Annotated in this window: 21 protein-coding genes; all 21 read left to right on the top strand. The window is 71.1% G+C overall.

Annotation, left to right across the window (positions count from 1 at the left end; genetic code table 11):
- The first annotated feature begins 91 nt into the window (after positions 1–91).
- The 21 genes from aroC (at position 92) to AOM05_RS06485 (ending at position 24,591) form a co-directional block, all read left to right on the top strand.
- Positions 92–1,276 (top strand): chorismate synthase, encoded by a 1,185-nt coding sequence (aroC, locus tag AOM05_RS06585; RefSeq protein WP_062520522.1) that lies wholly within the window; start codon positions 92–94, stop codon positions 1,274–1,276.
- Entirely contained in the window at positions 1,276–1,800 is a 525-nt protein-coding gene (locus AOM05_RS06580; protein ID WP_062520520.1) for a shikimate kinase, read from the top strand. The genes aroC and AOM05_RS06580 overlap by 1 nt, the downstream gene beginning before the upstream one ends.
- Positions 1,797–2,888 carry a 3-dehydroquinate synthase gene (gene aroB, locus AOM05_RS06575; RefSeq protein WP_062520518.1) on the top strand — a complete coding sequence of 364 codons (1,092 nt, stop codon included), beginning with the start codon at positions 1,797–1,799 and terminating at the stop codon, positions 2,886–2,888. The genes AOM05_RS06580 and aroB overlap by 4 nt, the downstream gene beginning before the upstream one ends.
- A gap of 66 nt (positions 2,889–2,954) precedes the next feature.
- Positions 2,955–3,395 carry a type II 3-dehydroquinate dehydratase gene (gene aroQ, locus AOM05_RS06570; RefSeq protein WP_062520517.1) on the top strand — a complete coding sequence of 147 codons (441 nt, stop codon included), beginning with the start codon at positions 2,955–2,957 and terminating at the stop codon, positions 3,393–3,395.
- Positions 3,396–3,440: 45 nt separating this feature from the next.
- Complete coding sequence (efp, locus tag AOM05_RS06565; RefSeq protein ID WP_062520515.1) at positions 3,441–4,004, top strand: elongation factor P; 564 nt, start codon at positions 3,441–3,443, stop codon at positions 4,002–4,004.
- A 9-nt stretch (positions 4,005–4,013) separates the two neighbouring features.
- Positions 4,014–4,436 (top strand): transcription antitermination factor NusB, encoded by a 423-nt coding sequence (gene nusB / locus AOM05_RS06560; protein WP_062520514.1) that lies wholly within the window; start codon positions 4,014–4,016, stop codon positions 4,434–4,436.
- A gap of 336 nt (positions 4,437–4,772) precedes the next feature.
- Positions 4,773–8,558, top strand: a complete 3,786-nt coding sequence (locus AOM05_RS06555) for a fibronectin type III domain-containing protein (protein ID WP_062520513.1) — start codon at positions 4,773–4,775, stop codon at positions 8,556–8,558.
- A 118-nt stretch (positions 8,559–8,676) separates the two neighbouring features.
- On the top strand, positions 8,677–9,204 hold the full coding sequence (gene pyrR / locus AOM05_RS06550; protein WP_062520866.1) for a bifunctional pyr operon transcriptional regulator/uracil phosphoribosyltransferase PyrR: 528 nt from the start codon (positions 8,677–8,679) through the stop codon (positions 9,202–9,204).
- A gap of 2 nt (positions 9,205–9,206) precedes the next feature.
- Complete coding sequence (locus AOM05_RS06545) at positions 9,207–10,151, top strand: aspartate carbamoyltransferase catalytic subunit (protein WP_062520511.1); 945 nt, start codon at positions 9,207–9,209, stop codon at positions 10,149–10,151.
- The gene (locus AOM05_RS06540) at positions 10,148–11,455 is read left to right on the top strand and encodes a dihydroorotase (RefSeq protein WP_062520509.1); all 1,308 of its coding nucleotides are present in this window, start codon (positions 10,148–10,150) and stop codon (positions 11,453–11,455) included. Before AOM05_RS06545 ends, AOM05_RS06540 begins: the two co-directional genes overlap by 4 nt.
- Positions 11,452–12,576 (top strand): glutamine-hydrolyzing carbamoyl-phosphate synthase small subunit, encoded by a 1,125-nt coding sequence (gene carA, locus AOM05_RS06535; protein ID WP_062520507.1) that lies wholly within the window; start codon positions 11,452–11,454, stop codon positions 12,574–12,576. Before AOM05_RS06540 ends, carA begins: the two co-directional genes overlap by 4 nt.
- Positions 12,569–15,862: a carbamoyl-phosphate synthase large subunit gene (gene carB, locus AOM05_RS06530; RefSeq protein WP_062520505.1), complete on the top strand. Its 3,294-nt coding sequence runs from the start codon at positions 12,569–12,571 to the stop codon at positions 15,860–15,862. The genes carA and carB overlap by 8 nt, the downstream gene beginning before the upstream one ends.
- Positions 15,863–15,924: 62 nt before the next feature.
- Positions 15,925–16,764 (top strand): orotidine-5'-phosphate decarboxylase, encoded by an 840-nt coding sequence (gene pyrF, locus AOM05_RS06525; RefSeq protein WP_062520504.1) that lies wholly within the window; start codon positions 15,925–15,927, stop codon positions 16,762–16,764.
- Between the two features lie 22 nt (positions 16,765–16,786).
- A complete protein-coding gene (gene mihF, locus AOM05_RS06520) occupies positions 16,787–17,101 on the top strand; it encodes an integration host factor, actinobacterial type (protein ID WP_062293320.1) in 315 nt (104 codons plus the stop codon).
- Complete coding sequence (gene gmk, locus AOM05_RS06515) at positions 17,098–17,646, top strand: guanylate kinase (protein WP_062520503.1); 549 nt, start codon at positions 17,098–17,100, stop codon at positions 17,644–17,646. Before mihF ends, gmk begins: the two co-directional genes overlap by 4 nt.
- Before the next feature lie 38 nt (positions 17,647–17,684).
- On the top strand, positions 17,685–17,960 hold the full coding sequence (gene rpoZ, locus AOM05_RS06510; RefSeq protein ID WP_062293314.1) for a DNA-directed RNA polymerase subunit omega: 276 nt from the start codon (positions 17,685–17,687) through the stop codon (positions 17,958–17,960).
- A gap of 5 nt (positions 17,961–17,965) precedes the next feature.
- Positions 17,966–19,177, top strand: a complete 1,212-nt coding sequence (gene coaBC, locus AOM05_RS06505) for a bifunctional phosphopantothenoylcysteine decarboxylase/phosphopantothenate--cysteine ligase CoaBC (RefSeq protein WP_062520501.1) — start codon at positions 17,966–17,968, stop codon at positions 19,175–19,177.
- A gap of 10 nt (positions 19,178–19,187) precedes the next feature.
- Positions 19,188–20,351 (top strand): methionine adenosyltransferase, encoded by a 1,164-nt coding sequence (gene metK, locus AOM05_RS06500; RefSeq protein ID WP_062520499.1) that lies wholly within the window; start codon positions 19,188–19,190, stop codon positions 20,349–20,351.
- A gap of 2 nt (positions 20,352–20,353) precedes the next feature.
- Entirely contained in the window at positions 20,354–22,312 is a 1,959-nt protein-coding gene (locus AOM05_RS06495) for a primosomal protein N' family DNA-binding protein (protein WP_062520497.1), read from the top strand.
- Positions 22,313–22,327: 15 nt separating this feature from the next.
- On the top strand, positions 22,328–23,263 hold the full coding sequence (fmt, locus tag AOM05_RS06490) for a methionyl-tRNA formyltransferase (RefSeq protein WP_062520495.1): 936 nt from the start codon (positions 22,328–22,330) through the stop codon (positions 23,261–23,263).
- Positions 23,260–24,591, top strand: a complete 1,332-nt coding sequence (locus AOM05_RS06485; RefSeq protein ID WP_062520493.1) for an RsmB/NOP family class I SAM-dependent RNA methyltransferase — start codon at positions 23,260–23,262, stop codon at positions 24,589–24,591. The genes fmt and AOM05_RS06485 overlap by 4 nt, the downstream gene beginning before the upstream one ends.
- The last annotated feature ends 5 nt before the right edge of the window (positions 24,592–24,596 follow it).

Here is a 24,596-nt window from a genome sequence, read left to right as displayed (position 1 = left end):
AAGGAGGGCCACCCACCCGGATGGCCCTCCTTCGCGTTCCTGCTCATCTCACCATCCGGACCGGCCGTCCACTCGTGGAAGAATGACGCCCATGCTTCGATGGCTCACCGCAGGCGAATCCCACGGCCCCGCGCTGGTCGGCACCCTCGAGGGTCTGCCCGCCGGCGTCAACATCACCAGCGGCGAGATCCAGTCCGCGCTGACCCGCCGGCGGCTCGGCGCCGGTCGCGGCGCGCGCATGCAGTTCGAGCAGGACCAGGTCACGATCCTCGGCGGCGTCCGCCACGGCATCTCCCAGGGCGGCCCCGTGGCCGTGATGGTGGGCAACACCGAGTGGCCCAAGTGGGAGACCGTGATGAACGCGGATCCCGTGGACTCCGAGGAGCTCACCGGCGCCCGCGCCGCCGCCCTCACGCGTCCCCGGCCCGGCCACGCCGACCTGGTCGGCATGACGAAGTACGGCTTCGACGACGCACGCCCGGTGCTCGAGCGCGCCTCCGCCCGCGAGACCGCCGCGCGAGTGGCGCTCGGCCAGGTCGCCGAGAACTTCCTCGAACAGGCCGCCGGCATCCGCCTGGTCGCGCACACCGTCCAGGTGGGCCCCGTCGCCGTGCCCGAGGACGCGCCGCTGCCTCCCGCGGACGCCACGCCAGCCCTCGACGCGGACCCCATCCGCTGCTTCCACGCCGAGACCTCGCGCGCCATGCTCGCCGAGATCGACGATTGCCAGAAGGCGGGCGACACGCTGGGCGGCGTGGTCGAGGTGGTCGCCTACGGCGTGCCCGTGGGCCTCGGCAGCCACGTGCACTGGGACCGCCGCCTCGACGCGCGCCTCGCGGCCGCGCTCATGGGCATCCAGGCGATCAAGGGCGTCGAGGTGGGAGACGGGTTCCGCACCGCGGCCCGCCGCGGTTCCCAGGCCCACGACGAGATCGAGTACGGCGAGGACGGCGTCCAGCGCCGCACCAACCGCGCGGGCGGCGTCGAGGGTGGCATGACCAACGGCGAGCCCATGCGCGTGCGCGCCGCGATGAAGCCCATCAGCACGGTTCCGCGCGCGCTCGACACCATCGACACGGCCACCGGCGAGGCCGCCAAGGCCATCCACCAGCGCTCCGACGTGTGCGCCGTGGCGCCAGCCGCCGTGGTCGCGCAGGCGATGGTCGCGCTCACGCTCGCCGACTCGCTCCTGGAGAAGTTCGGCGGCGACTCTGTCGCCGAGGTCCGCCGCAACATCGACGCCTACGTCGCCCAGATCCCGGAGCACCTGCGCTGATGGCGCCCCGCGCCGTCCTGATCGGCCCGCCCGGCTCGGGCAAGTCCACCGTGGCGAAGGCGCTCGCACGTCTCTGGGGCGTGTCGCGTCGCGACACCGACGCCGACATCGAGCAGCGCGCCGGCAAATCCATCGCCGACGTCTTCCTCGAGGACGGCGAGGCCGCGTTCCGCGCCATCGAGCGGGAGGCGGTGGACGATGCGCTGCGCACCCACGACGGCGTCCTCGCCTTGGGCGGTGGCGCGGTCCTCGCACCCGAGACTCAGGCGCTGCTCAAGGCCTACGCGGCAGACGGGGGAGCGGTCGTGTTCCTCGACGTGTCGCTCGCGGCCGCGGCGCCACGCGTGGGCCTCAACGCGTCGCGGCCTCTCCTGGTCGGCAACCCGCGCGCCCGCTGGGTGGCCTTGATGGACGAGCGGCGTCCCATCTACGAACGCCTCGCCACCGTGACCGTCCTCACTGACAAGACCAGCCCGGCCGATGTCGCCGCCCGCATCGACGCGGAGCTGAAGGAGCGCGCATGAGCGTCCACCGCATCATCCCCGTGCCGACGTCCGTGCCTTACGACGTCACGGTGGGGGAGAACCTGCTGCCCGACGTGGTCGCTGCGGTTCCGGATGCGGCCGCCCGCGTGCTCGTGGTGACGGCTGCCCCGCTCCGCCGACACGTCGACAACCTCAAGGCGCTGCTCGACGCGCGCGGGCTCACCGTCGTCATCGCTGAGGTGCCGGACGCGGAGGAGGGCAAGTCCGCCGAGGTTCTCGCGTTCTGCTGGGGCGTGCTGGGCAAGTCGGACTTCACCCGCAGCGATGTTGTCATCGGGTTCGGTGGGGGAGCGGTGACTGACCTCGCCGGGTTCGTGGCCGCGACCTGGCTGCGAGGCGTGGGCGTCATCCAGGTGCCCACCACGCTGCTGGCGATGGTCGACGCCGCGGTGGGCGGCAAGACCGGCATCAACACCACCGAGGGAAAGAACCTCGTGGGCGCGTTCCACGAGCCGCTCGCGGTGTTCTGCGACGTCCGCGCGCTCGACACGCTGCCCCGCAACGACCTACTGGCGGGGCTCGCCGAGGTGGTGAAGTGCGGCTTCATCCGCGACCAGGAGATCCTCACCCTGGTCGAGCAGAACCTCGCGACGCTGCGCGACGCTGAGCTCGACGTCGTGCGGCCCGTGCTGGTGGAGCTCATCGCTCGCGCGATCCAGGTGAAGTCTGACGTGGTCGCGGCGGACCTCAAGGAGTCGTTCCTCCGCGAGATCCTCAACTACGGTCACACGTTCGGCCACGCGATCGAGTACACCGAGCGGTACCAGTGGCGCCACGGCGCGGCCGTCTCGGTGGGCATGGTGTTCGCGGCGGAGCTCGCGCACCTGGCCGGGCGGCTGTCCGAAGACGAGGTGGAGCGCCACCGCGCGATCCTGTCCGGGCTGGGCCTGCCGATCAGCTACCCGGGCCACCGCTGGGACGCGTTGCTCACGGCGATGAAGCGCGACAAGAAGACCCGCGGCGACCTGCTGCGGTTCGTCATCCTCGCAGGCATCGGCAACCCCATCCGTCTCGAGGGGCCGGATCCCGCCCTCGTGCAGGGGGCGTACGCGGCAATCGCGGACTGAACCCCCGCATCATCCCGCCGCGCGCCCAACCCGACCGCCGCATCGTCCCGAAGTACGCTACCCAGCATGAACGTCCTGGTGGTCAACGGTCCCAACCTGCGTAGGCTCGGCACGCGCGAGCCCGAGAAGTACGGCACCACCACCCACGACGAGCTCGCGGTGCTGGTGAGCCAGTGGGGCGCGGACCTCGCGCTGGACGTCGAGGTGCGCCAGTCCGACGACGAGGCCGACCTGGTCCACTGGATGCACGAGGCCGTCGACGCCGGCTGGCACGTGGTCGTCAATCCGGCGGCGTTCACGCACTACTCGTACGCGCTGCGCGACGCGTGCGCGCTGGTGAGCGCGGCGGGCCTCGCGCTGGTCGAGGTGCACCTCACCAACCCGCACACGCGCGAGGAATTCCGGCACACGTCCGTCATCTCCGGGGTGGCTACCGGGACGATCGCGGGTTTCGGGGTGGAGGGCTACCGACTCGCGCTCGAGGCTGTGGCGCGGCGCGTCGGCTAGAATCGTCTGCGGACTAATCCCAGAAACTTCTGTAAGGACACCCCTGTGGCGACTTCGAACGACATCAAGAACGGCTCCGTGCTCAACCTCGACGGCAACCTCTGGTCCGTCATCGAGTTCCAGCACGTGAAGCCCGGCAAGGGCGGCGCGTTCGTGCGCACCAAGCTGAAGAACGTGCTGACCGGCAAGGTGGTCGACAAGACGTTCAACGCCGGCGCCAAGGTCGAGTTCGAGACCGTCGACCGCCGCGACATGCAGTACCTGTACTTCGACGGCACGTCCTACATCTTCATGGACCCGCAGTCGTTCGACCAGATCCCCGTCTCCGCGGCGGTCATGGGCGACGCGACGGACTTCCTGCTCGAGAACGAGTCCGCGGTCATCGGCTCCAACAACGGCAACCCGATCTTCCTCGAGCTGCCCGCCTCCGTGGTGCTCGAGGTGACATACACCGAGCCGGGCCTCCAGGGCGACCGCTCGTCTGGCGGTACCAAGCCCGCCACGCTCGAGACCGGCAAGGAGATCCAGGTGCCGCTGTTCCTCGAGCAGGGCACCAAGGTCAAGGTCAACACGTCGACCGGGGACTACCTCGGTCGCGTCAACGACTAAGGGCCGCCGATGGCTGCCCGGACCAAGGCGCGCAAGCGCGCGCTCGACGTCCTGTTCGAGGCGGACCAGCGTGGCGAGAACGTCCTCGCCGCGCTCGACCGTCGTGTGCTCGACTCTGGCCGTGAGACGCCGCTGCCTTCTTATTCCATTGAGATTGTTCGCGGCGTAGTGGCCTGGTGGCCCGAGCTGAACTCGATCATCCAGTCCGCGTCGCCCGAGTGGCAGCTGTCGCGTATGCCCGCGGTGGACCGCGCTCTGCTGAGGATCGCGGCGTGGGAGGTCCTGTGCAACGACTCCGTTGATACGGCTGTGGCCATTGATGAGGCCGTGTCGCTTGCCGCCGATCTGTCGACGGATGAGTCGCCTTCGTTCGTGAACGGTGTGCTCGGCACTATCGCGCGCGAAGCGCCCGTGCTGAGGCACGACGCGTAGCTCGGTTCTGTTGGGGGAGGGTCCGCACTTCGGTGCGGGCCCTTCTCTGTTTCTGTCGCGGCCCGGCGGCGGCTGGGCAAGTCCGTCGACACGCTGCGGAACGTTGTCATGCGACGCAAAGTACCTGCACTAGTGTGTGGCACAGCGTGCCCGATGGAGTGGCGCGGCGACTCATTTCTGAGGGGAACAGGCGTGCGTATGAGTCTTCGCGGAGTGCTCTCCGCTGTGCTTTCGGTAACACTGGTGGGCGGCGGCCTTGTCGCGATCCCAGCTGCGGCGGCGGTAGAGCCGCCAGCTGTGACAGGAATGAGTGCGGAGGCGTCCCCGAACGGAGTCGTGCACTTCGAGTGGCCCGCCGCGACGGGTGCGAGCGCCTATCGGCTCGAGTGGTCCGCTGACCCCGCGTTCTCATCCGGAACGGTCACCGCGATCGACACGTATGCGTTGGACTACGTGACGCGCTATCAGCCCGCTGTCGCGGCCGGAACCGAGCTCTACTGGCGGGTCGCCGCATTCAGCACCGGCGTCACGGCTGCGACCCTAGGGGATCCGTCCGAGGCGATGCTTGTGGAGACCGGAATCGAGGCATCGGCGCCCGATTCAGTCGGCCCCGGCACAGTGGTGGGGGAGAGCCCCGTTGCCGTGGTGGAGTACCCGGACTCGACCGTCTTCACCTGGGCGCCGGTGGTCGGCGCGGTCGCGTACCAGCTGGAGTACACGTCGGACACCCTGGGCGGCGGTGCCGGCATCACCACCGAGCAGGTGACGGGGACGCAGTTCGCGCCCAAGGCCCCGCTCGCCCGTGTGGACAGCGAGGGCAATGCGCTCACCTGGAAGTGGCGAGTGCGAGCGGTGCTCTACGACGGCACAACGTCCGCCGGCACCACGTACGGCGACTGGTCGATCGAGCGTGACTTCCAGATCAGCTGGAATCAGGCACCCACCAACCTCACGCCGTCGGCGAGCGTCGACGTGGCGGCATACTCCGACCTTGTGTTCAGCTGGGACGCCGTCGCAGGCGCCGCCAAGTACCGCGTCACTTTCGGCACGGAGAAGGAGGGCGAGGGAGCGGCTCTGCGGATCCTGAACCCGCAGACGGTCGACGTCTATACGACCACCTACATTCCGACGTCGCAGGCAGAGGACATCACCCGCTTCTGGCAGGTCACGCCGCTCGACTACGCGGGCAACCTTGGGAAGCCCTCCGCGGTGCAGGAGCACCGCAAGAAGTGGGGCGCGCAGAATGGCCCTGAGACCACTCCTACCGCACTGGCCGTCGCACCCGAGGGTGTAACCGGTAGCCTGAGCTCGGCGACCGCACCCTCCATTCCACTCTCCGAGTTCGAGCTCGAGTGGGAGCCGTTGGCACGCGCGACGTACTACCAGGTTGAGGTCCAGGACGGGATAGGCGGCGTCTACACGTGCAACACGGCGAGCACGTCCGCGACGATCATCGCCTTCAGCAGTGTGGGTAACGACGTCCTCAAGGGCTCGGGCACTTGCCTGTGGAAGTCCAACACCGACAAGATCCACGCTGGCGCCACCTACACCTACAAGGTTCGTGCGGTGGATGTCGCCGGCTCGTCGACGGCGAGCTATCAGTCGGGTGCGGGATCCCAGGTGTCCGGGTGGTCGCCCGCGCGCTACGTAGAGGTCGTCGCTGAGCCCGTTGCTGCACCGCAGTCGATCGTGGTCGACCTCGACACCCTGGGCTTCGCTTCGGGAGTTGCGGCCGAGGGCGGCGGCCAACCGGCGCCGCTCATGGACTGGAACGCGTCCGGCGATCCACTCGAAGACGGCACCTGGGCGTACCCCGCTGGATACATCGTCACGCTCTACAAGAACCCCGAGCGTACGGTCGTCATCGGCACGGTCCGCACGCCGAGCACGCGCCTGCGCCTCAACGGGGTGTTCGCGGACAACACGACCGCGAACCCGTATTACGCCGCGATCAAGCCGGTCGTCTCGACGGCGAACTTGGCTGCGACTTCGGTGCTGACCGTGGGGGTCGACAATGAGAGCCCCGAGGCATTCTCATGGCAGAAGTCGAGCCACGGACTCACGGGACTTACCGCGACTACAAACCCCGTAGATGGTTCGGTGCTGCTGTCGTGGAACCCGCAGAGCGTGACAGGACTCGCGGACGGCGGGAGTCGCGGATACCAGGTCCGGGTCTACAACGGAGACGTGCAGCAGGGCACCACCAAGAAGGTGGAGTTCCCGTTCTACGTCGCGCAGAAGCCCGCGTCGTCCAATGACGCAACCTTCCCGTCGACGATGACCGACGTGCCGCTCGCCCCGGGCAACAATTACTCATTCGACGTCGCGCCGCTCGATGCCAACGGCAACCCTGGCAAGGCCACGCTGTCCTCCACATTCACCGTCGGCATCGCGACGCCCGCGCCGGAGGCAGCTGCCATTTCGGGTGGATCCGCCAAGCTTGCCTGGGCGCCCGTGCTGGGGGCGCTCAACTACTCGGTCCAGTACCGCGTCGTGGGCAACTCGACCTGGACCACCCTCACGTCCATCGCGCAGACCTCAGCGACCATCAACGGGCTCGGGCAAGGCAACTACGAGTGGCAGGTCCGAGCGCACGACGCGTCCGGCCTTTCCGCCAACGTCAGCGCTTGGAGCACCCCGGTTGAGACGTTCACTGTGGGCAACCCGTCGACCGCGATCCTGATGACCGACGCCATCACTCTCTCCCTCGGGGACCGGATGCTTCACTGGTCGTCCTCGGTCGACGGCGCCACCCGCTACCAGGTGCAGATCGCCGAGGACTCGGCTTTCACCACCGGGCTCAAGTCCTACGAGACCGTCGCGACGTCGCTCGCACTGCCTGACGCAATGAGTTCCGCGAAGCAGTATTACTGGCGCGTCAAGGCTCTCGCGGAACCCGTGGGATCCAACGCGGCGCTCAAGGTGCTCGCGACCTCCATGACGGATCCGTTCACCGTGCTCACCGCCCCGGCGAAGGTCTCGCTCTCGTCGGTTACCAAGGCAGGTACGGGCCTCACCGCCACGTGGGCACAGCTCACGGGCGCGAACGCCGGAACGAGCGACGCCCTTGCGTACGTGGTCTCCTACCGCGAGACGTCGACCGACGCCGACTGGTCCGCCGCGACCGAGGTGGAGACCACCCCCGGTGCTACCAGTCTCACCATCGGCCCGCTCACGACGGGCACCGCTTACCAGTTCCGCGTCGCAGCGACGAACAGCGAGGCGATCGGCCCCTGGTCCGACGTCAAGGAGGCCGCGACCGCGACCGCTCCGACGGCGGCGCCCACGCTGACGATCACGCCGAAGGTGGGTGAACTGTCGTTGCGAATCGGCTCGATCTCATCTTCCAACAACGGTGGGAGTGCCATCACTGGCTACGAGGTCAAGTACCAGCGGGCCGGCGCTACCGAGTGGGAGACGGTTCCGATCGGAGTGACCTCCACCTACGCGCTGACCAGCCTCGGGAGTGCCACGGACTACGTGGTCTCCGTCGCCGCGATCAACGCCGTCGGCGTGGGACCCGCGACCGTGGTCTCGTCCCTCACGCTTGGCCTCTCCTCGGCACCGACCAGTGTCAAGGCCGTCCGTGGAGACAAGTCCGCCACGGCCTCCTGGGCAGCGCCGACGGCGCCCAACGGGACGGTGACCTCCTACGTGGTCGAGAAGCGCATCGGCACCACGGGTATGTGGGCGAGCGCGGGCACCGTGAGCGCTAGCACCACCAAGCTCACCCTCACCGGGCTGGTGAACGGCAAGACCTATCAGGTGCGCGTCGCGGCGAAGACCAGCGTCGGCGTAGGCGCCTACTCGACGCCGGTGAAGGTGGTGCCTGCGGGCAAGCCGTTCGCCCCGACCACGGTGAAGGCGACGTCGAGCACCAAGGGCCTGCTGACGGTGACCTGGAACAAGGGGGTCGGGAACGGCTCTCCCATCACCGGCTACACGGTCCAGTTCTCCACCGATGGCAAGCGGTTCACCACCATCAAGAAGGTGGGAGCGAGCACGCTCAAGCTCACCAACACCAAGGGCACCCGTGGCAAGACGGTGTACTTCCGGGTGTTCTCCCACAACGCGCTCGGCAAGTCCGTCGCCAGCAAGACCGTGAGCGTGGTGCGCAAGTAGCCCCGTCACCGGCGACCTCCTTCCTCCGGGTCCGGTAGTCTGACTTCCGCAACCCAGACATCCTTTAAGGACCGTCCAGAGAGGCGGGGAAGGAGGTCGCCAGGTGACTGGCACCATCATGGGCGCGGCGGACATCTCGCGCGCGCTGACCCGGATCGCCCACGAGATCGTGGAGCGCAACGACGGCGCCGCCGACGTGGTCCTCATGGGGATCCCGACCAGGGGACTGCCCCTCGCGCACCGCCTCGCTGCCCGCATCGCGGAGATCGAGCCCGCCTTCGACGCGGACGTCGCGACCGGCGCGCTCGACATCACCATGTACAGGGACGACCTGTTCAAGAACCCCACCCGCACCATCGGCACCACGTCCGTCCCGGACACCGGTATCGACGATGCGGTGGTGGTCCTGGTGGACGATGTCTTCCACACCGGCCGCACCATCCGCGCCGCCCTCGACGCCATCCGCGACCTGGGGCGCCCGCGCGCCGTCCAGCTCGCCGCGCTCGTCGACCGCGGCCACCGCGAGCTGCCCATCCGCGCCGACTTCGTGGGCAAGAACATCCCCACCGCCCGCTCCGAGCGCGTCGACGTGCGCCTCGAGGAGATCGATGGCGAGGACGCCGTGATCCTCCGGAAGGGGGAGTGACCATGCGTCACCTCCTCACCACCAAGGACCTCTCCAAGAGCGACGCCCTGCGCATCCTCGACACGGCCACCCAGATGGCCGCCACCCAGGAGCGCGAGGTGCGCAAGCTCCCCACGCTGCGCGGCAAGACCGTGGTCAACCTCTTCTTCGAGGACTCGACCCGCACCCGCATCTCCTTCGAGGCGGCCGCCAAGCGCCTCAGCGCGGACGTGATCAACTTCTCCGCCAAGGGCTCCAGCGTGTCCAAGGGCGAGTCCCTCAAGGACACCGCCCTCACGCTCCAGGCCATGGGCGCCGATGCTGTGGTGGTCCGTCACTGGGCCTCCGGCGCCGCCTACCAGCTCGCCCACGGCGGCTGGCTCCACGGCAGCGTGCTCAACGCGGGCGACGGCACGCACCAGCACCCGACCCAGTCGCTGCTGGACGCCTTCACCATCCGCAAGCACCTCGCGCCCGGCGGTGACCTCAGCGGCTTCACGGTCGCGATCGTCGGCGATGTGCTCCACAGCCGCGTCGCCCGCTCCAATGTGTACCTGCTCACCACGCTCGGCGCGAAGGTGGTCCTGGTGGCCCCGCCCACGTTGGTCCCGGTGGGCATCGAGCCCTGGCCCTGCGACGTGGTCCACACGCTCGACCAGGCGCTCGACACCTACGAGATCGACGCGCTCATGATGCTCCGCGTCCAGCGCGAGCGGATGACCGGGGGCGGGTTCTTCCCCAGCCCCAACGAGTACTCGCGCATCTTCGGGCTCGACGGCGACCGCCTGCGCCGCCTGCCCGACCACGCCCTCGTCATGCACCCTGGCCCCATGAACCGGGGCCTCGAGATCTCGGCCGAGGCCGCCGACTCGCCCCGCTCCGTCATCGTGGAGCAGGTCGCGAACGGAGTCGCCGTCCGCATGGCCGCCCTGTACCTGCTGCTCGCCGGAGAGGAGGCCGCTCAGTGAGCCGCCCCATCGTCATCAACAACGCCCACCTCTACGGCGACACCGTCGCCAGCCTCCTCATCGAGGACGGCCTCATCACCCAGGTCGCCGACACCGTCGAGACCCCGGACGGCGCGGTCGTGATCGACGCGCAGGGCCTCGTGGCCCTCCCGGGCCTGGTGGACCTCCACACCCACCTGCGCGAGCCCGGCCGCGAGGACGCCGAGACCATCGAGACCGGCTCCCGCGCCGCCGCCCGCGGCGGCTGGACCGCCGTCCACGCCATGGCCAACACCAACCCCGTCGCGGACACCGCCGGCGTGGTCGAGCAGGTCTACAGCCGCGGCCAGGAGATCGGCCTGGTGGATGTCTACCCCGTGGGCGCCGTCACCATCGGTCTCAAGGGCGAGCACCTGTCCGAGATGGGCGCCATGGCGAGCTCCAAGGCCCGCGTCCGCCTGTTCTCCGACGACGGCGTGTGCGTCTACGACCCCGTCATCATGCGCCGGGCCCTCGAGTACGTGAAGACCTTCGACGGCGCCGTGGTGCAGCACGCGCAGGACCTGCGCCTGACCGAGGGCGCCCAGATGCACGAGGGCGAGGTCAGCGCCGAGCTCGGCCTCGCCGGTTGGCCCGCCGTCGCCGAGGAGTCCATCGTCGCCCGCGACGCCCTCCTCGCCGAGCACGTCGGCTCCCGCGTCCACGTCCAGCACCTCAGCACCGCCGGCTCCGTGGAGATCATCCGCTGGGCCAAGGAGCGCGGCATCAAGGTCACCGCCGAGGCGACCCCGCACCACCTCCTGCTCACGGACGAGAGCGCCCGCACCTACGACCCGCTGTTCAAGGTCAACCCGCCCCTGCGCACCCAGGCGGACGTCGACGCCCTCCGTGCGGCGGTCGCGGACGGCACCATCGACATCATCGCCACCGACCACGCCCCGCACGCGAGCGAGGACAAGGACTGCGAGTGGGCCGCCGCATCGTTCGGCATGCTCGGCCTCGAGACCGCGCTCGGCGTCATCCAGAAGGTCCTGGTCGACACCGGCGCCGCCACCTGGCGCGACGTCGCCCGCCTCATGTCGGAGGCGCCCGCGCGCATCGGCCAGGTGGACCACCTCCACGGCCGCCCCATCGCGGAGGGCGAGCCCGCCAACCTCACCCTGGTGGACCCGAAGGCCGCCTGGACCGTGACGCCCGAGGCGCTGGCCTCGCGCGCCTCGAATACCCCGTACGGTGGCATCGAGCTGCCGGGCCGCGCGGTGGCCACCTTCCTGCGCGGCGTCCCCACCCATCTCGACGCGCAGCTGGAAGGAGCGTTCGCATGAGCGACCGCGCAGTGTTGGTCCTGGAAGACGGCCGGACGTTCGAGGGCCGTGCGTACGGCGCGACCGGCGAGACGCTCGGCGAGATCGTCTTCAACACCGGCATGACCGGCTACCAGGAGACCCTCACCGACCCGAGCTATCACAAGCAGATCGTCGTGATGACGGCGCCGCACATCGGCAACACCGGCGTGAACGACGAGGACGACGAGTCCCGCCGGTACTGGGTCGCCGGCTACGTGGTCCGCGACCCCGCACGTCGCCCCAGCAACTGGCGCGCGCAGCGCACCCTCGACGAGGACCTGGTCGCCCAGGGCGTGGTGGGCATCTCCGGCATCGACACCCGCCAGCTCACCCGCATCCTCCGCACGGCCGGCGTGATGCGCGCCGGGATCTTCTCCGGCGAGGGCCTGCCGGGGGACGATGCGCTGGTCGCCCGGGTGCGGGAGGCGGCGCCCATGAAGGGCGCGCACCTGGCAGACGAGGTCTCGGTCTCCGAGCCCTACGTGGTCGAGGCCGAGGGGGAGCAGGTCGCCCACGTCGTGGCCGTGGACCTCGGCATCAAGGCGATGACGCCCCAGCAGATGGCCCAGCGCGGGATCAAGGTGACCGTGGTCCCCTCGGTGACCCCCGCATCGTCCATCCTGGCCATGAACCCCGACGGCGTGTTCTTCTCGAACGGGCCCGGCGACCCGGGCGCGGCCGACGCGACCGTCGCTACGCTGCGCGAGATCCTCGACGCCAAGGTGCCGTTCTTCGGGATCTGCTTCGGCAACCAGATCCTGGGCCGCGCGCTGGGCTACGGGACGTACAAGCTGGCGTTCGGCCACCGCGGCATCAACCAGCCCGTCATGGACCGCACCACCGGCAAGGTGGAGGTCACCGCGCACAACCACGGCTTCGCCGTCGACGCGCCGCTGGAGGGGGAGTCCGACTCCCCGCACGGCTACGGCAAGGTGCTGGTGAGCCACGTGTGCCTCAACGACAACGTGGTCGAGGGCCTCGAGTGCCGGGACATCCCCGCGTTCTCGGTCCAGTACCACCCCGAGGCGGCGGCCGGTCCGCACGACGCCTCGTACCTCTTCGACCGCTTCCTCGACCTCATGAAGGGCCGCAATGCCTAAGCGCGACGACATCAAGTCCGTCCTGGTGATCGGGTCCGGCCCGATCGTCATCGGCCAGGCCTGCGAGTTCGACTACTCGGGCACCCAGGCGTGCCGCGTTCTCAAGTCCGAGGGCATCCGCGTGATCCTCATCAACTCCAACCCGGCCACCATCATGACCGACCCGGAGTTCGCGGACGCGACGTACGTCGAGCCCATCACCACCGAGGTGATCGCGCGCGTCATCGAGAAGGAGCGCCCCGACGCGCTGCTCCCGACGCTGGGCGGCCAGACCGCCCTCAACGCGGCCATCGCGGCCGCGGAGGCGGGCATCCTCGACAAGTTCGACGTCGAGCTGATCGGCGCGAACCTCGAGGCCATCCACCTGGGCGAGAACCGCGAGCTGTTCAAGGGCGTGGTCGAGCGCTGCGGCGCGGACTCCGCCCGCTCGCACATCTGCCACACCATGGAGGAGTGCCTCGCCGCCGCCGAGGACCTCAACTACCCCGTGGTGGTGCGCCCGTCCTTCACCATGGGAGGACTGGGCTCCGGCTTCGCGTACAACGAGGAGGATCTGCGCCGCATCGCCGGTGCTGGTCTGCATTATTCGCCGACCACCGAGGTGCTCCTGGAGGAATCCATCCTCGGCTGGAAGGAGTACGAGCTCGAGCTCATGCGCGACAAGCACGACAACGTGGTGGTCGTGTGCTCGATCGAGAACGTCGACCCCGTGGGCGTGCACACCGGCGACTCCGTCACAGTGGCGCCCGCGCTCACCCTCACGGACCGCGAGTACCAGCGCATGCGCGACGTCGGCATCGCGATCATCCGCGAGGTGGGCGTCGACACCGGCGGCTGCAACGTGCAGTTCGCGGTGGAGCCCGACACCGGGCGTCTGATCGTGATCGAGATGAACCCCCGCGTGTCGCGCTCCTCGGCGCTGGCGTCGAAGGCGACCGGCTTCCCGATCGCGAAGATCGCCGCGCGCCTCGCGATCGGCTACTCGCTCGACGAGATCCCCAACGACATCACCGGCTCCACGCCCGCGTCCTTCGAGCCCACGCTCGACTACATCGTGGTGAAGGTGCCCCGCTTCGCGTTCGAGAAGTTCCCCGCCGCGGACCCGGTCCTCACCACCACCATGAAGTCTGTGGGCGAGGCCATGAGCCTGGGCCGCTCCTTCACCGAGGCGCTCGGCAAGGCGCTGCGCTCGATCGACAAGAAGGGCGCGAACTTCCACTGGGACGGCCCGGTGCCGACGGGTGACGCGCTGGACGAGCTGCTCGCGGCGATCGTGGTGCCCACCGAGAAGCGCTTCATCCAGGTCCAGCAGGTGCTGCGCGCCGTCGAGGCGGGCGTGATCCCGCTGGAGACCGTGTTCGATGCCTGCAAGATCGACCCGTGGTTCCTCGACCAGATCCTGCTGATGAACGAGGTCGCCACCTCGGTGCGCGAGGCCGCCACCCTCGACGCGGACCTGCTGCGCGACGCCAAGCGCCACGGCCTGTCCGACCAGCAGATCGCGGACCTTCGCGGCCTCCAGGTCAACGAGGTCTTCCAGATCCGCAAGGCCATGGGCGTGCTGCCGGTCTTCAAGACCGTCGACACCTGCGCCGCCGAGTTCGAGGCCCGCACGCCGTACCACTACAGCTCCTACGACGCGGAGACGGAGATCCAGCCGCGCGAGCGCGAGGCGGTGATCATCCTCGGCTCGGGTCCCAACCGCATCGGCCAGGGCATCGAGTTCGACTACTCGTGCGTGCACGCGGCGCTCACGCTCAAGGACCGCTACGAGACCATCATGGTCAACTGCAACCCCGAGACCGTGTCCACCGACTACGACACCGCCAACCGGCTCTACTTCGAGCCGCTGACGTTCGAGGACGTCATGGCCGTCTACGAGGCGGAGAAGGCCGTGGGCCCGGTCAAGGGCATGTTCGTGCAGCTGGGCGGCCAGACCCCGCTGTCGCTCGCGCAGCGCCTCGCCGACGCCGGCGTGCCGATCCTGGGCACCAGCCCCGAGGCGATCGACAACGCCGAGGACCGCGCCGCGTTCGGCCGCGTGCTCGACGCAGCGAAGCTCCCGGCGCCCGCCTACGGCACCGCGCGCGGCATCGAGCAGGCCATCGAGATCGCCGAGTCCATCGGCTACCCGGTGCTGGTCCGCCCGTCGTACGTGCTGGGCGGCCGCGGCATGGAGATCGTCTACGACCGCGCCCAGCTCGAGGACTACGGCACCCGCATGGACTCGGTGGGTGACCACGCCACCGACGCGCCGCTGCTGGTGGACCGCTTCCTCGACGACGCGATCGAGATCGACGTCGACGCCCTGTACGACGGCGAGGAGATGTTCCTCGGCGGCGTGATGGAGCACATCGAGGAGGCCGGCATCCACTCCGGCGACTCGGCGTGCGTGCTGCCGCCGTTCTCGCTGTCCGCCGCCGAGCTCGAGCGGATCCGCGTCTCCACCGAGGCGCTCGCCAAGGGCATCGGCGTGCGCGGCCTCATGAACGTCCAGTACGCCCTGGTCTCCGACGTGCTCTACGTGCTCGAGGCGAACCCGCGCGCGAGCCGTACCGTGCCGTTCGTGGCCAAAGCGACGGGCATCCCGCTCGCGAAGGCCGCCTCCGAGGTGATGGCCGGCGCCACCATCGCGGAGCTGCGCGCCTCCGGCATGCTGCCCGAGCACGACGCCGCCACGGTGGACCCGCACCAGCGCATCGCAGTCAAGGAGGCGGTGCTGCCGTTCAAGCGCTTCCGCACCCACGAGGGCATCGCGGTGGACTCGGTGCTCGGCCCCGAGATGCGCTCGACGGGCGAGGTGATGGGCTTCGACGAGACGTTCCCGCTCGCGTTCGCCAAGTCGCAGTCCGCGGCGTTCGGTGGGCTGCCCACCGGCGGCAAGGTGTTCGTCTCGATCTCCGACCGCGACAAGCGCTCGATCACGTTCCCCGTGGCGCGCCTGCGCCAGCTCGGCTTCGAGGTCCTCGCGACCGCCGGCACCGCCGTGGTGCTGCAGCGCATGGGCATCCCGTCCACGGTGGTGCGCAAGCACTCCGAGGGGCGCGGCCCGGCGGGGGAGCCGACCATCGTGGACCTCATCCACGAGGGCGCGGTGGATCTCATCGTCAACACCCCGTCCGGCCAGGGCGCGCGTGCGGACGGCTACGAGATCCGCGCGGCGGCCACCGCGGCCGACATCGCGATCGTCACCACCACGCAGCAGCTGTCCGCGGCGGTGCTCGCGATCGAGGCGCTGCAGGCCGGGCCGTTCGACGTGCTCAGCCTCCAGGACGCCGCGCGCTGAACCAACATCGCAGGTAGAGTGACTACGGCGGCCCGATCAGGGTCGCACTGAGGGAGGTAGGGATGGCGTTCGGCGCCCGTCTCGCGGCCGCGATGGACCAGTACGGTCCGCTCTGCGTGGGGATCGACCCCCACCCGGGGCTGCTCGCGGCGTGGGGCCTGGAGGACTCGGCGGGCTCGCTCGTCGCGTTCGGTGACGCGGTGCTCGAGGCGAGCGCCGGGAACGCGGCGGCGGTCAAGCCGAACGCGGCGTTCTTCGAGCGTCACGGCTCCGCCGGCGTCGCCGCGCTCGAGCACGTGCTGGGCCGGGCGCGGGAGCTCGGCATCCTCACGGTGCTCGACGCCAAGCGTGGCGACATCGGGTCGACCATGCAGGGCTACGCCGACTCCTACCTGCGCCCCGGCGCGCCCCTCGAGTGCGACTCGCTCACCGTGTCGCCCTACCTGGGCTTCGGTTCGCTCAACCCCGCGCTCGAGCTCGCCAAGGAGCACGGCAAGGGCATCTTCGTGCTGGCCCTCACCTCGAACCCCGAGGGGCCCGAGGTCCAGCACGCCATCGCGCCGGACGGCCGAGCCGTCGCGGCCGTGGTCGCCGACGCGGCGGCCGCGCTCAACAGCGGTGCCAGCCCGATGGGCGACGTCGGCCTCGTGGTCGGCGCCACCGTGGGTGACGCGGTGAAGCGTCTCGGCATCGATCTCGACCGGGTCAATGGTCCCCTTCTGAGCCCCGGAGTGGGTGCTCAAGGGGCGGGACCAGCGGAATTGTCCCTGGTCTTCGGGAACGCGCGGGGCCGCGTGCTCGTCAATCAGTCGAGGGGCGTGCTCCAGGCCGGCCCCACTGTCGAGAAGCTGCGCGAGGCCGTCATCGAGGCCTCGACCGCCGCCAGGACCATCCTGCGCTAGCCGCAGGGGAAAGGGAGAGGCCATGGCCACCCCGGAACTTACCGATGAGCAGCGCGCCGCAGCGCTCGTGAAGGCCACCGCCGTGCGCTCCGCGCGTCGCGTCTTCAAGGAGGAGCTGACCCGTGGAGAGATGAGCCTCGCGGAGGCCATCAAGCGGGCCAAGGCGGACGACGCCCTCGCGGGCATCCGCGTCCGCGACCTCCTGCAGTGCCTGCCCGGCATCGGGCCCAAGCGCGCGCAGATCGTCATGGAGGAGATCGGCATCTCCCTCGCCCGCCGCATCCGCGGGCTCGGCCAGCACCAGGTGGAGGCCCTCATCGAGCGCGAGCGTCGATGAGCCGACTCGTCGTCCTTGCCGGCCCCACCGCGGTCGGCAAGGGCACGGTGGTGCGCGCCCTGCGTGACATGGCACCCGAGGTGTACGTCTCGGTCTCGGCCACCACGCGCTCTCCTCGCCCCGGCGAGGTGGACGGCGTGCACTACCACTTCATCACCCGCGAGGACTTCGACCGCCGGATCGCGGCGGGGGAGTTCCTCGAGCACGCCACCGTGCACGGGCAGAACAGCTACGGGACCCTCCGCGGTCCCGTCGACGAGCGTCTGGCCCAGGGCGAGCCCGTCCTGCTCGAGATCGACCTCCAGGGCGCCCGCCAGGTCAAGCAGGCCATGCCCGACGCGCACTTCGTGTTCCTCGCGCCGCCGTCGTGGGAGGAGCTGGTGGACCGGCTCGTCGGGCGCGGTACCGAGGGCGAGGAGGAGCGCGAGCGCCGCCTCGCCACCGCCCGCGAGGAGCTCGCCGCGGTCGACGAGTTCGACCAGGTGATCGTCAACGACACCGTCGAGCGCGCGGCGCGCGAGCTGCTGTCCATCGTCACCCGGTAGAATGCCGGAAGTCTTTTCGATTCTTTGAAGGAGCAACCGTGGCCGGAACCGTCGCGAACCCCATCGGCATCACCAACCCCCCGATCGACGAGCTGCTCGACAAGGTCGACTCGAAGTACGCCCTGGTGATCTACGCGTCCAAGCGTGCGCGCCAGATCAACTCGTACTACGAGGCGCTCGGCGAGGGCCACTTCGAGAACGTGGGCCCGCTGGTCGAGGCCGACACCACCGACAAGCCGCTGTCCGTGGCGCTGCGCGAGCTCAACCAGGGCGACCTGCTCGAGCTCGGCGACTCGGCAGAAGAGCAGCAGTAGCACCGGTGCGCGTCCTCCTGGGCGTCACCGGCGGCGTGGCGGCCTACAAGGCCGCCATCGTGCTGAGACGGCTCAAGGAGGACGGCCACACCGTCCGCGTGATCCCCACGGCTGCCGCGCTGCAGTTCGTGGGGCGCGCGACGTGGGAGGCCCTGTCCGGCCTCCCCGCCACGTCGGACACGTTCGACAACGTCCCCGCGGTCGAGCACGTCAAGCTCGGCCAGCAGGCGGACCTGGTGCTGGTCGCCCCCGCGACCGCCGACTTCCTCGCGCAGCTCGCCCACGGCGAGGCCCGCGACCTCCTGGGCAACGCCCTGCTCGCGACCCGCGCCCCCGTGGTGGTGGCGCCCGCGATGCACACCGAGATGTGGGAGAAGGCCTCCACCCGCGCCAACGTCGCCACCCTGCGCGAGCGCGGCATCACCGTGATCGAGCCCGCCGTCGGCCGCCTCACCGGCCCCGACTCCGGCCCCGGCCGCCTGCCCGAGCCCGACGAGATCGTCGCCGCCGCCTACGCCGCCCTGGACGGGAAGTCGCCCGGGACCCGCGCATCGTCCATCCCCTGGGGCGACCTGGTGGGGACGCGCGTCCTCATCACCGCGGGCGGCACCCGCGAGCCCATCGACGCGGTGCGCTACCTGGGCAACATCTCCACCGGCCACCAGGGCTTCGCGCTGGCCGAGGCGGCGCGCGAGCGCGGCGCCGACGTCACCGTGGTCGCCGCCAACGTGGTGCTGCCGGTCTCCGAGGGCGTCACCCGGATCGACGTCGAGACCTCGCGCGAGCTGGCCGAGGCCGTCCGAGCGACGGCCTCCGACGTGGTCATCATGGCGGCCGCCGTCGCCGACTTCCGGCCGCGCGAGACCGCCGCCACCAAGATCAAGAAGGACGGCTCCGGCACCCTCACGCTCGAGCTGGTCGAGACCGAGGACATCCTGCGCGGGCTGGTCGAGGCCGGCGGCAGGTTCGTGGTGGGCTTCGCCGCGGAGACGGGGGACGATGCGGCGTCCGCCCTGGACCACGCCCGCACCAAGGCGCGGCGCAAGGGGGCGGACCTGCTGGTCTTCAACCCCGTGGGCGGCGGGCGCGGCTTCGGGGACGTCCCCAACGAGGTGACGATCCTCGACGCCCAGGGCGAGGAGGTCGCGCGGGCCGCGGGCTCCAAGCTGGCCGTCGCGCACGCGGTGCTCGACGCCGTTGTCAGCCGTCGCCACTAGGCTGGCGGCCATGAACAGGCTCTTCACGTCCGAGTCCGTCACCGAAGGTCACCCCGACAAGATCTGCGATCAGGTGTCGGACGCCATCCTCGACGCGATGCTCTCCGAGGACCCGCTGTCGCGGGTCGCCGTCGAGACCATGGTGACCACCGGGCTGGTCCACGTGGCCGGCGAGGTCACCACGGAGGCGTACGTCGACATCCCCGGCATCATCCGCGGCGTGGTCAACGACATCGGCTACACGTCCTCGCACGTGGGCTTCGACGGGGACTCGTGCGGCGTGTCCGTGTCGATCGGCGAGCAGAGCGCGGACATCTGGATGGGCGTGGGCCACGCCACGGACTCCGACTCCGATGAGCTCGGGGCGGGCGACCAGGGCCTCATGTTCGGCTACGCGTGCCATGACACCCCCGAGCTGATGCCGCTGCCCATCCACATGGCGCACGCGCTCACGTCGCGCCTCGCGGAGGTACGGCGCACCGGCGAGGTCGAGGGGCTGCGGCCCGACGGCAAGGCGCAGGTCACCATCGGGTACGACGGCGACACCGCGGTGACCGTCGACACCGTGGTGGTGTCGAGCCAGCACGCCGAGTCCATCGAGACCGCGGACCTGCGCGCCGCGATCGAGACCCACGTCATCGCGCCGGTGCTCGCGCGCTACGACCTCGACGCGTCCGCGCACCGCTCGCTCATCAACCCCACGGGCCGCTTCGAGATCGGCGGGCCCAAGGGCGACGCGGGCCTCACGGGCCGCAAGATCATCGTCGACACGTACGGCGGCATGGCCCGCCACGGCGGCGGCGCGTTCTCGGGCAAGGACCCGTCGAAGGTGGACCGCTCCGCCGCGTACGCGATGCGCTGGGTGGCCAAGAACGTGGTGGCCGCGGGTCTCGCGGACCGCTGCGAGGTGCAGGTCGCGTACGCGATCGGCACGGCGCACCCGGTGGGCCTGTACGTCGAGACGTTCGGCACCGGCGCGCTGCCCGACGAGCGGATCGCGGCGGCCATCCGCGACGTCTTCGACCTGCGCCCCGGCGCGATCATCGACGCGCTCGACCTGCGCCGCCCCATCTACCGCCAGACGGCGGCGTACGGCCACTTCGGGCGCGAGCTCGCCGACTTCACGTGGGAGCGCACGGACCGCGCCGCGGACCTGCAGAGCGCGGCCAGGTAGCGGTGGCTGTCGCGCGCGTCTGCGTCGACAGCGAGCTGCCCCACCTCGACCGCCCGTTCGACTACGAGGTCCCGGACAAGCTCGCGGGCACCGTCGCGCCCGGGTCGCGGGTGCGCGTGCGCTTCGCGGGACGGCTCATCAACGGCGTGGTGACCGCGCTCGAGCAGGAGTCGGAGTTCGGGGGCGCGCTCGCGCCGCTGCAGTCGGCGTCCGCGGTGCCCTCCTACACGCCCGAGGCCATCCGCTTCGCGGAGCTGGTGGCGCGCCGCTACGGCGGCAGCCTGTGGGACGTGCTGCGCCTCATGGCGCCGCCGCGCGTGGCCGCGGTCGAGAAACGTGACTGGGGCACCGTCGAGCACGACGAGCAGGCGTTCGCCGAGGCCCACGCCACCCTCGCGCCGTTCGCGGAGGCGGTGTCGCTGCCCGCGGACGCGCTCGCCGGCGGCGCGCGGCTGGTGTGGGAGGCGGTGCCCGACCCGTCGCGCCGCCACGGGCTGCCCGTCGAGGCGCTGCTCGCGCCCGCGGCGCAGGTCGCGGCGTCCGGCCAGACCGCGATCGTGATCCTGCCCGACGCGCGCGCGGTCGCCGCCGCGACGGAGGCGCTGACCCGCGCGGGGCTGTCGCGCTGGACCGCCCGCTCCGGCGGTCACTTCACCGTCCTCCACGCCGACGACGGCGCGGCCGTGCGCTTCGGGTCCTACCTGGCGGCCATGCACGGCCACGCCCGGATCGTGCTCGGGACGCGGCCGGCCGCGATGCAGCCCGTGCCGCGCCTGGGCCTGCTGGTGATGTGGGACGAGGCCTCGACAGTCTACGACGAGCCTCACGCGCCGTACCCGCACGCGCGCACCGTGGCCGCGATGCGCGCGGACGAGGCGGGCGCCGGCGTGCTGTTCGCCGGCTACTCGCCCAGCGTCGAGGCGATGGCGCTGGTGGCGCACGGCTGGGCCGAGCGGGCCTCCGTGCCGCGCGGCGACGTCCGCGTCGCGACGCCGCTGGTCACCGTCATGGACGACCAGCGCCGCGAGGCCGAGGGCGCAGCGGGCTGGCATTGGATGCCGGGCCAGGTGTGGCGTCGCGCGCGGGCCGCGCTGGCCGCCGGCCCGGTCGGGATCGTGACGCCCCGGGCCGGGTACGTGCGCGCCACGGCGTGTGCACGATGCGGCGAGTGGGCCGCGTGCCCCACGTGCGGCGGGGCGCTGCGCCGGGACGGCGCGACCTCGCCGCTCCACTGCGCCGACTGCGGCGCCGACCACCCGCACTGGCACTGCGCCGAGTGCGGATCGGCCGCCACCAAGCAGCTGCGCCAGGGCGTCGAGCGGATCGCGGAGCAGGTCCGCGCCATGGCGGGCGAGGTCCCCGTGACGCTGTCCGCCGGGGCGGTCGGCACCGTCGCGGACGGGGTGGTGAGCGAGGGGATCGTGGTCGCGACCCCCGCCGCCCTGCCGGCCGTCGACGGCGGCTATGCGTGCATCGTCATCGTGGGCGCCGAGGTGCCCGCGGGCGGCGCTCTGGGCGCGGAGCTCCAGGCCATGCGGTGGTGGCTCTCGGTCGCTGCGCTCGCGCGGCCCCGCGGCGACGGGGGAGAGGTGATCGCCGTGGGCGAGCTGCCGCCCGCGGTGCGCGAGGCGATGGTGTCCTGGGGTGCCGCGGAGGCCGCTTGGGACGCCTACGGCGAGCGGGCCGACCTCGCCCTTCCGCCGTTCCGCCGCGCGATCCGGCTGTGGGGCGACACCCCCGTCCTCACCCTGGCGCTGTCCGAGACCGTCGAGGGGGAGAGGCTCGAGCGCCACCGCGACGTCGCCGTGGTCGACGCGAAGGGCGGCGTCATCCTGCTCGCCACCAGGCGCGCCGCGCAGGGCGTGGTGGACACGCTGCGCAGGCGGCAGCAGGAGTTCTCCAAGTCCGGCGACGGCGACCTGCGCATGCGGGTCGACGCGCCGCTCGACCCCGTGTCCTGACAGTAAAATGGCCGGATGCGCCTGATCTTCGCCGGAACGCCCGAGATCGCCGTCCCGACGTTGGCCGCCCTCGAGGGTGCGGGCCATGAGATCGTGGCGGTCCTCACCCAGCCCGACGCCCCCGGCAAGCGGGGACGCACCCTGCACCCGTCGCCCGTCAAGCAGTACGCGCTCGAGCGCGGGCTGGACGTGTGGACGCCCGAGAAGGCCTCCGCCCCCGAGGTGGTGGCCCGCGTCAAGGAGCTCGAGGTCGACGCCGCCGCCGTGGTGGCGTACGGCCAGATCCTGCGGCCCGCGCTGCTGGCCGCCGTGCGCCTCGCCTGGGTCAACCTGCACTTCTCCGTGCTGCCTACGTGGCGCGGCGCGGCCCCGGTACAGCGCGCGATCATGGGCGGCGACGAGATCACCGGCGCGAGCACGTTCGTGATCGAGAAGGGCCTGGACACGGGCCCGGTGATCGGGACGCTCACGGAGCGCATCCGCATCACCGACACCGCCGGCGACCTGCTCGAGCGGCTCGCCACGCTGGGCGCGCCGCTCATGGTGCAGTCGCTCGAGCTGCTCGACTCCGGCGAGGCGCGCCCGCAGCCGCAGAGCGCGGAGGACGTCAGCTACGCGGAGAAGCTCACCCGCGAGGACGCCTACGTCCGCTGGGACCTCGCCGCGCACGTGGTGGACCGCCGCATCCGCGGCTGCACCCCCGCGCCGGGCGCGTGGACCACGCTGCCCGATGGCTCGGTGGCCAAGCTGGGCCCTGTCTCGCCGCGACCGCAGCGACGCGGCACCGCCCCGGGCCAGCTGCGCCTCGAGGAGGGCGAGGTCCTGGTGGGCACCGGCAGCGAGCCGGTCGCGCTCGGCTGGATCGCGCCGGCGGGAAAGAAGCCGATGGACGCCGCCGCCTGGTGGCGCGGCGCACGCCTGGGCGAGGGCGCCCAGCTGGGGGAGGCATGAGCCGCGCACGGGACGTCGCCTACGACTGCGTGATGGCGGTCTCCACCGAGGGCGCGTACGCCAACCTGCTCATGCCGTCGCTGCTCGAGCGCATGCGCCTCGAGGGTCGCGACGCGGGCTTCGCCACCGAGCTCGCGTACGGCACCCTGCGCATGCGCGGGCTGTACGACGCGATCATCGAGCGTGCCTCCGGCCGCGACCCCCGCGACCTCGACGCCGAGGTCCGCGTGTCGCTGTGGCTGGGCGCGCACCAGCACCTCGCGATGCGCGTCCCCCCGCACGCCGCTGTCAACGAGACCGTCTCCCAGGTGCGCCGCGAGCGCAACGAGGGCGCCTCGCGCCTCGCCAACGCCGTGATGCGCCGGATCACCGAGCGCGACGCGGAGGAGTGGCTCGACCTGGTGGGCACGGACCTCGCCACGCGCCATTCGCACCCCGGCTGGGTGGTGAAGGAGCTCGAGGAGGCCCTCGCCGCGGACGGCCACGAGGGCGAGGTGGCCGCGCTGCTCGAGTCCGACAACTCCCCGGCCCGCGTCACGCTGGTGGCCCGGCCCGGGCTGATCGACCCCGAGGAGCTCATCCAGCAGGCGGGCGGGGAGGCGGGGGAGTACTCGCCCTACGCCGTGGTGCTGCCGGGCGGACGTCCGGGAGACCTCGAGGCCGTCGCGGAGGGCACCGCGGCCGTGCAGGACGAGGGCAGCCAGGTGGTCGCCGCCGCCCTCGCAGCCGCACAGCCCGTCGAGCCGGGCGAGCGCTGGCTCGACCTGTGTTCCGGGCCCGGCGGCAAGGCTGCCCTGCTCGGCGCGCTCGCCGCGGACGGCGCCGCCACGCTCGACGCGGTCGAGCTGCACCCGCACCGCGCGGACCTGGTGCGCCGCTCCGTCCGCGCCGTGCCCGACGAGGTGGTCACCGTCCATACCGGGGACGGGACCACGTGGGGCGAGAGCGGGACGTACGACCGCATCGTCCTCGACGCCCCCTGCTCGGGTCTCGGCGCCCTGCGCCGCCGTCCCGAGTCCCGGTGGCGCCGCCAGCCCGAGGACCTGCCCGAGCTGGTCGCGCTGCAGAAGGCGCTGCTGGCCAACGCCGAGCGGCTGCTCGCGCCCGGCGGGCTGCTCGCCTACATCACGTGCTCGCCGGTGCTGGCCGAGACCAGGGCGATCGTCGCCGGGACCACGCTGCGTCAGCTCGACGCGCGCGAGGCCGTGGCGGCCGTGACGGACACGACCCCGCGCATGTGGGGCGCCGGCCCGCACGTCCAGCTGTGGACGCACGTGCACGGCACCGACTCGATGTTCCTCGCCCTGCTGGAGAAGCCGGGCGCGTAGCTCCC

Origin of the sequence: Demequina silvatica (genome assembly GCF_000971215.1) — a bacterium.
GTDB classification, from domain to species: Bacteria; Actinomycetota; Actinomycetes; order Actinomycetales; family Demequinaceae; genus Demequina; species Demequina silvatica.
Note: the sequence above shows the minus strand (reverse complement) of the source record. Positions and strands in the feature narration are given on the sequence as shown.

Bases quoted from the DNA above. Each gene is read 5' to 3' on its own strand.
- aroC (WP_062520522.1), top strand. From the start codon at position 92: ATGCTTCGATGGCTCACCGCAGGCGAATCCCACGGCCCCGCGCTGGTC.
- gmk (WP_062520503.1), top strand. From the start codon at position 17,098: ATGAGCCGACTCGTCGTCCTTGCCGGCCCCACCGCGGTCGGCAAGGGC.
- carA (WP_062520507.1), top strand. From the start codon at position 11,452: ATGAGCGACCGCGCAGTGTTGGTCCTGGAAGACGGCCGGACGTTCGAG.
- aroB (WP_062520518.1), top strand. From the start codon at position 1,797: ATGAGCGTCCACCGCATCATCCCCGTGCCGACGTCCGTGCCTTACGAC.
- AOM05_RS06545 (WP_062520511.1), top strand. From the start codon at position 9,207: ATGCGTCACCTCCTCACCACCAAGGACCTCTCCAAGAGCGACGCCCTG.
- mihF (WP_062293320.1), top strand. From the start codon at position 16,787: ATGGCCACCCCGGAACTTACCGATGAGCAGCGCGCCGCAGCGCTCGTG.
- AOM05_RS06485 (WP_062520493.1), top strand. From the start codon at position 23,260: ATGAGCCGCGCACGGGACGTCGCCTACGACTGCGTGATGGCGGTCTCC.
- metK (WP_062520499.1), top strand. From the start codon at position 19,188: ATGAACAGGCTCTTCACGTCCGAGTCCGTCACCGAAGGTCACCCCGAC.
- nusB (WP_062520514.1), top strand. From the start codon at position 4,014: ATGGCTGCCCGGACCAAGGCGCGCAAGCGCGCGCTCGACGTCCTGTTC.
- pyrR (WP_062520866.1), top strand. From the start codon at position 8,677: ATGGGCGCGGCGGACATCTCGCGCGCGCTGACCCGGATCGCCCACGAG.
- carB (WP_062520505.1), top strand. From the start codon at position 12,569: ATGCCTAAGCGCGACGACATCAAGTCCGTCCTGGTGATCGGGTCCGGC.
- AOM05_RS06580 (WP_062520520.1), top strand. From the start codon at position 1,276: ATGGCGCCCCGCGCCGTCCTGATCGGCCCGCCCGGCTCGGGCAAGTCC.
- fmt (WP_062520495.1), top strand. From the start codon at position 22,328: ATGCGCCTGATCTTCGCCGGAACGCCCGAGATCGCCGTCCCGACGTTG.
- aroQ (WP_062520517.1), top strand. From the start codon at position 2,955: ATGAACGTCCTGGTGGTCAACGGTCCCAACCTGCGTAGGCTCGGCACG.
- pyrF (WP_062520504.1), top strand. From the start codon at position 15,925: ATGGCGTTCGGCGCCCGTCTCGCGGCCGCGATGGACCAGTACGGTCCG.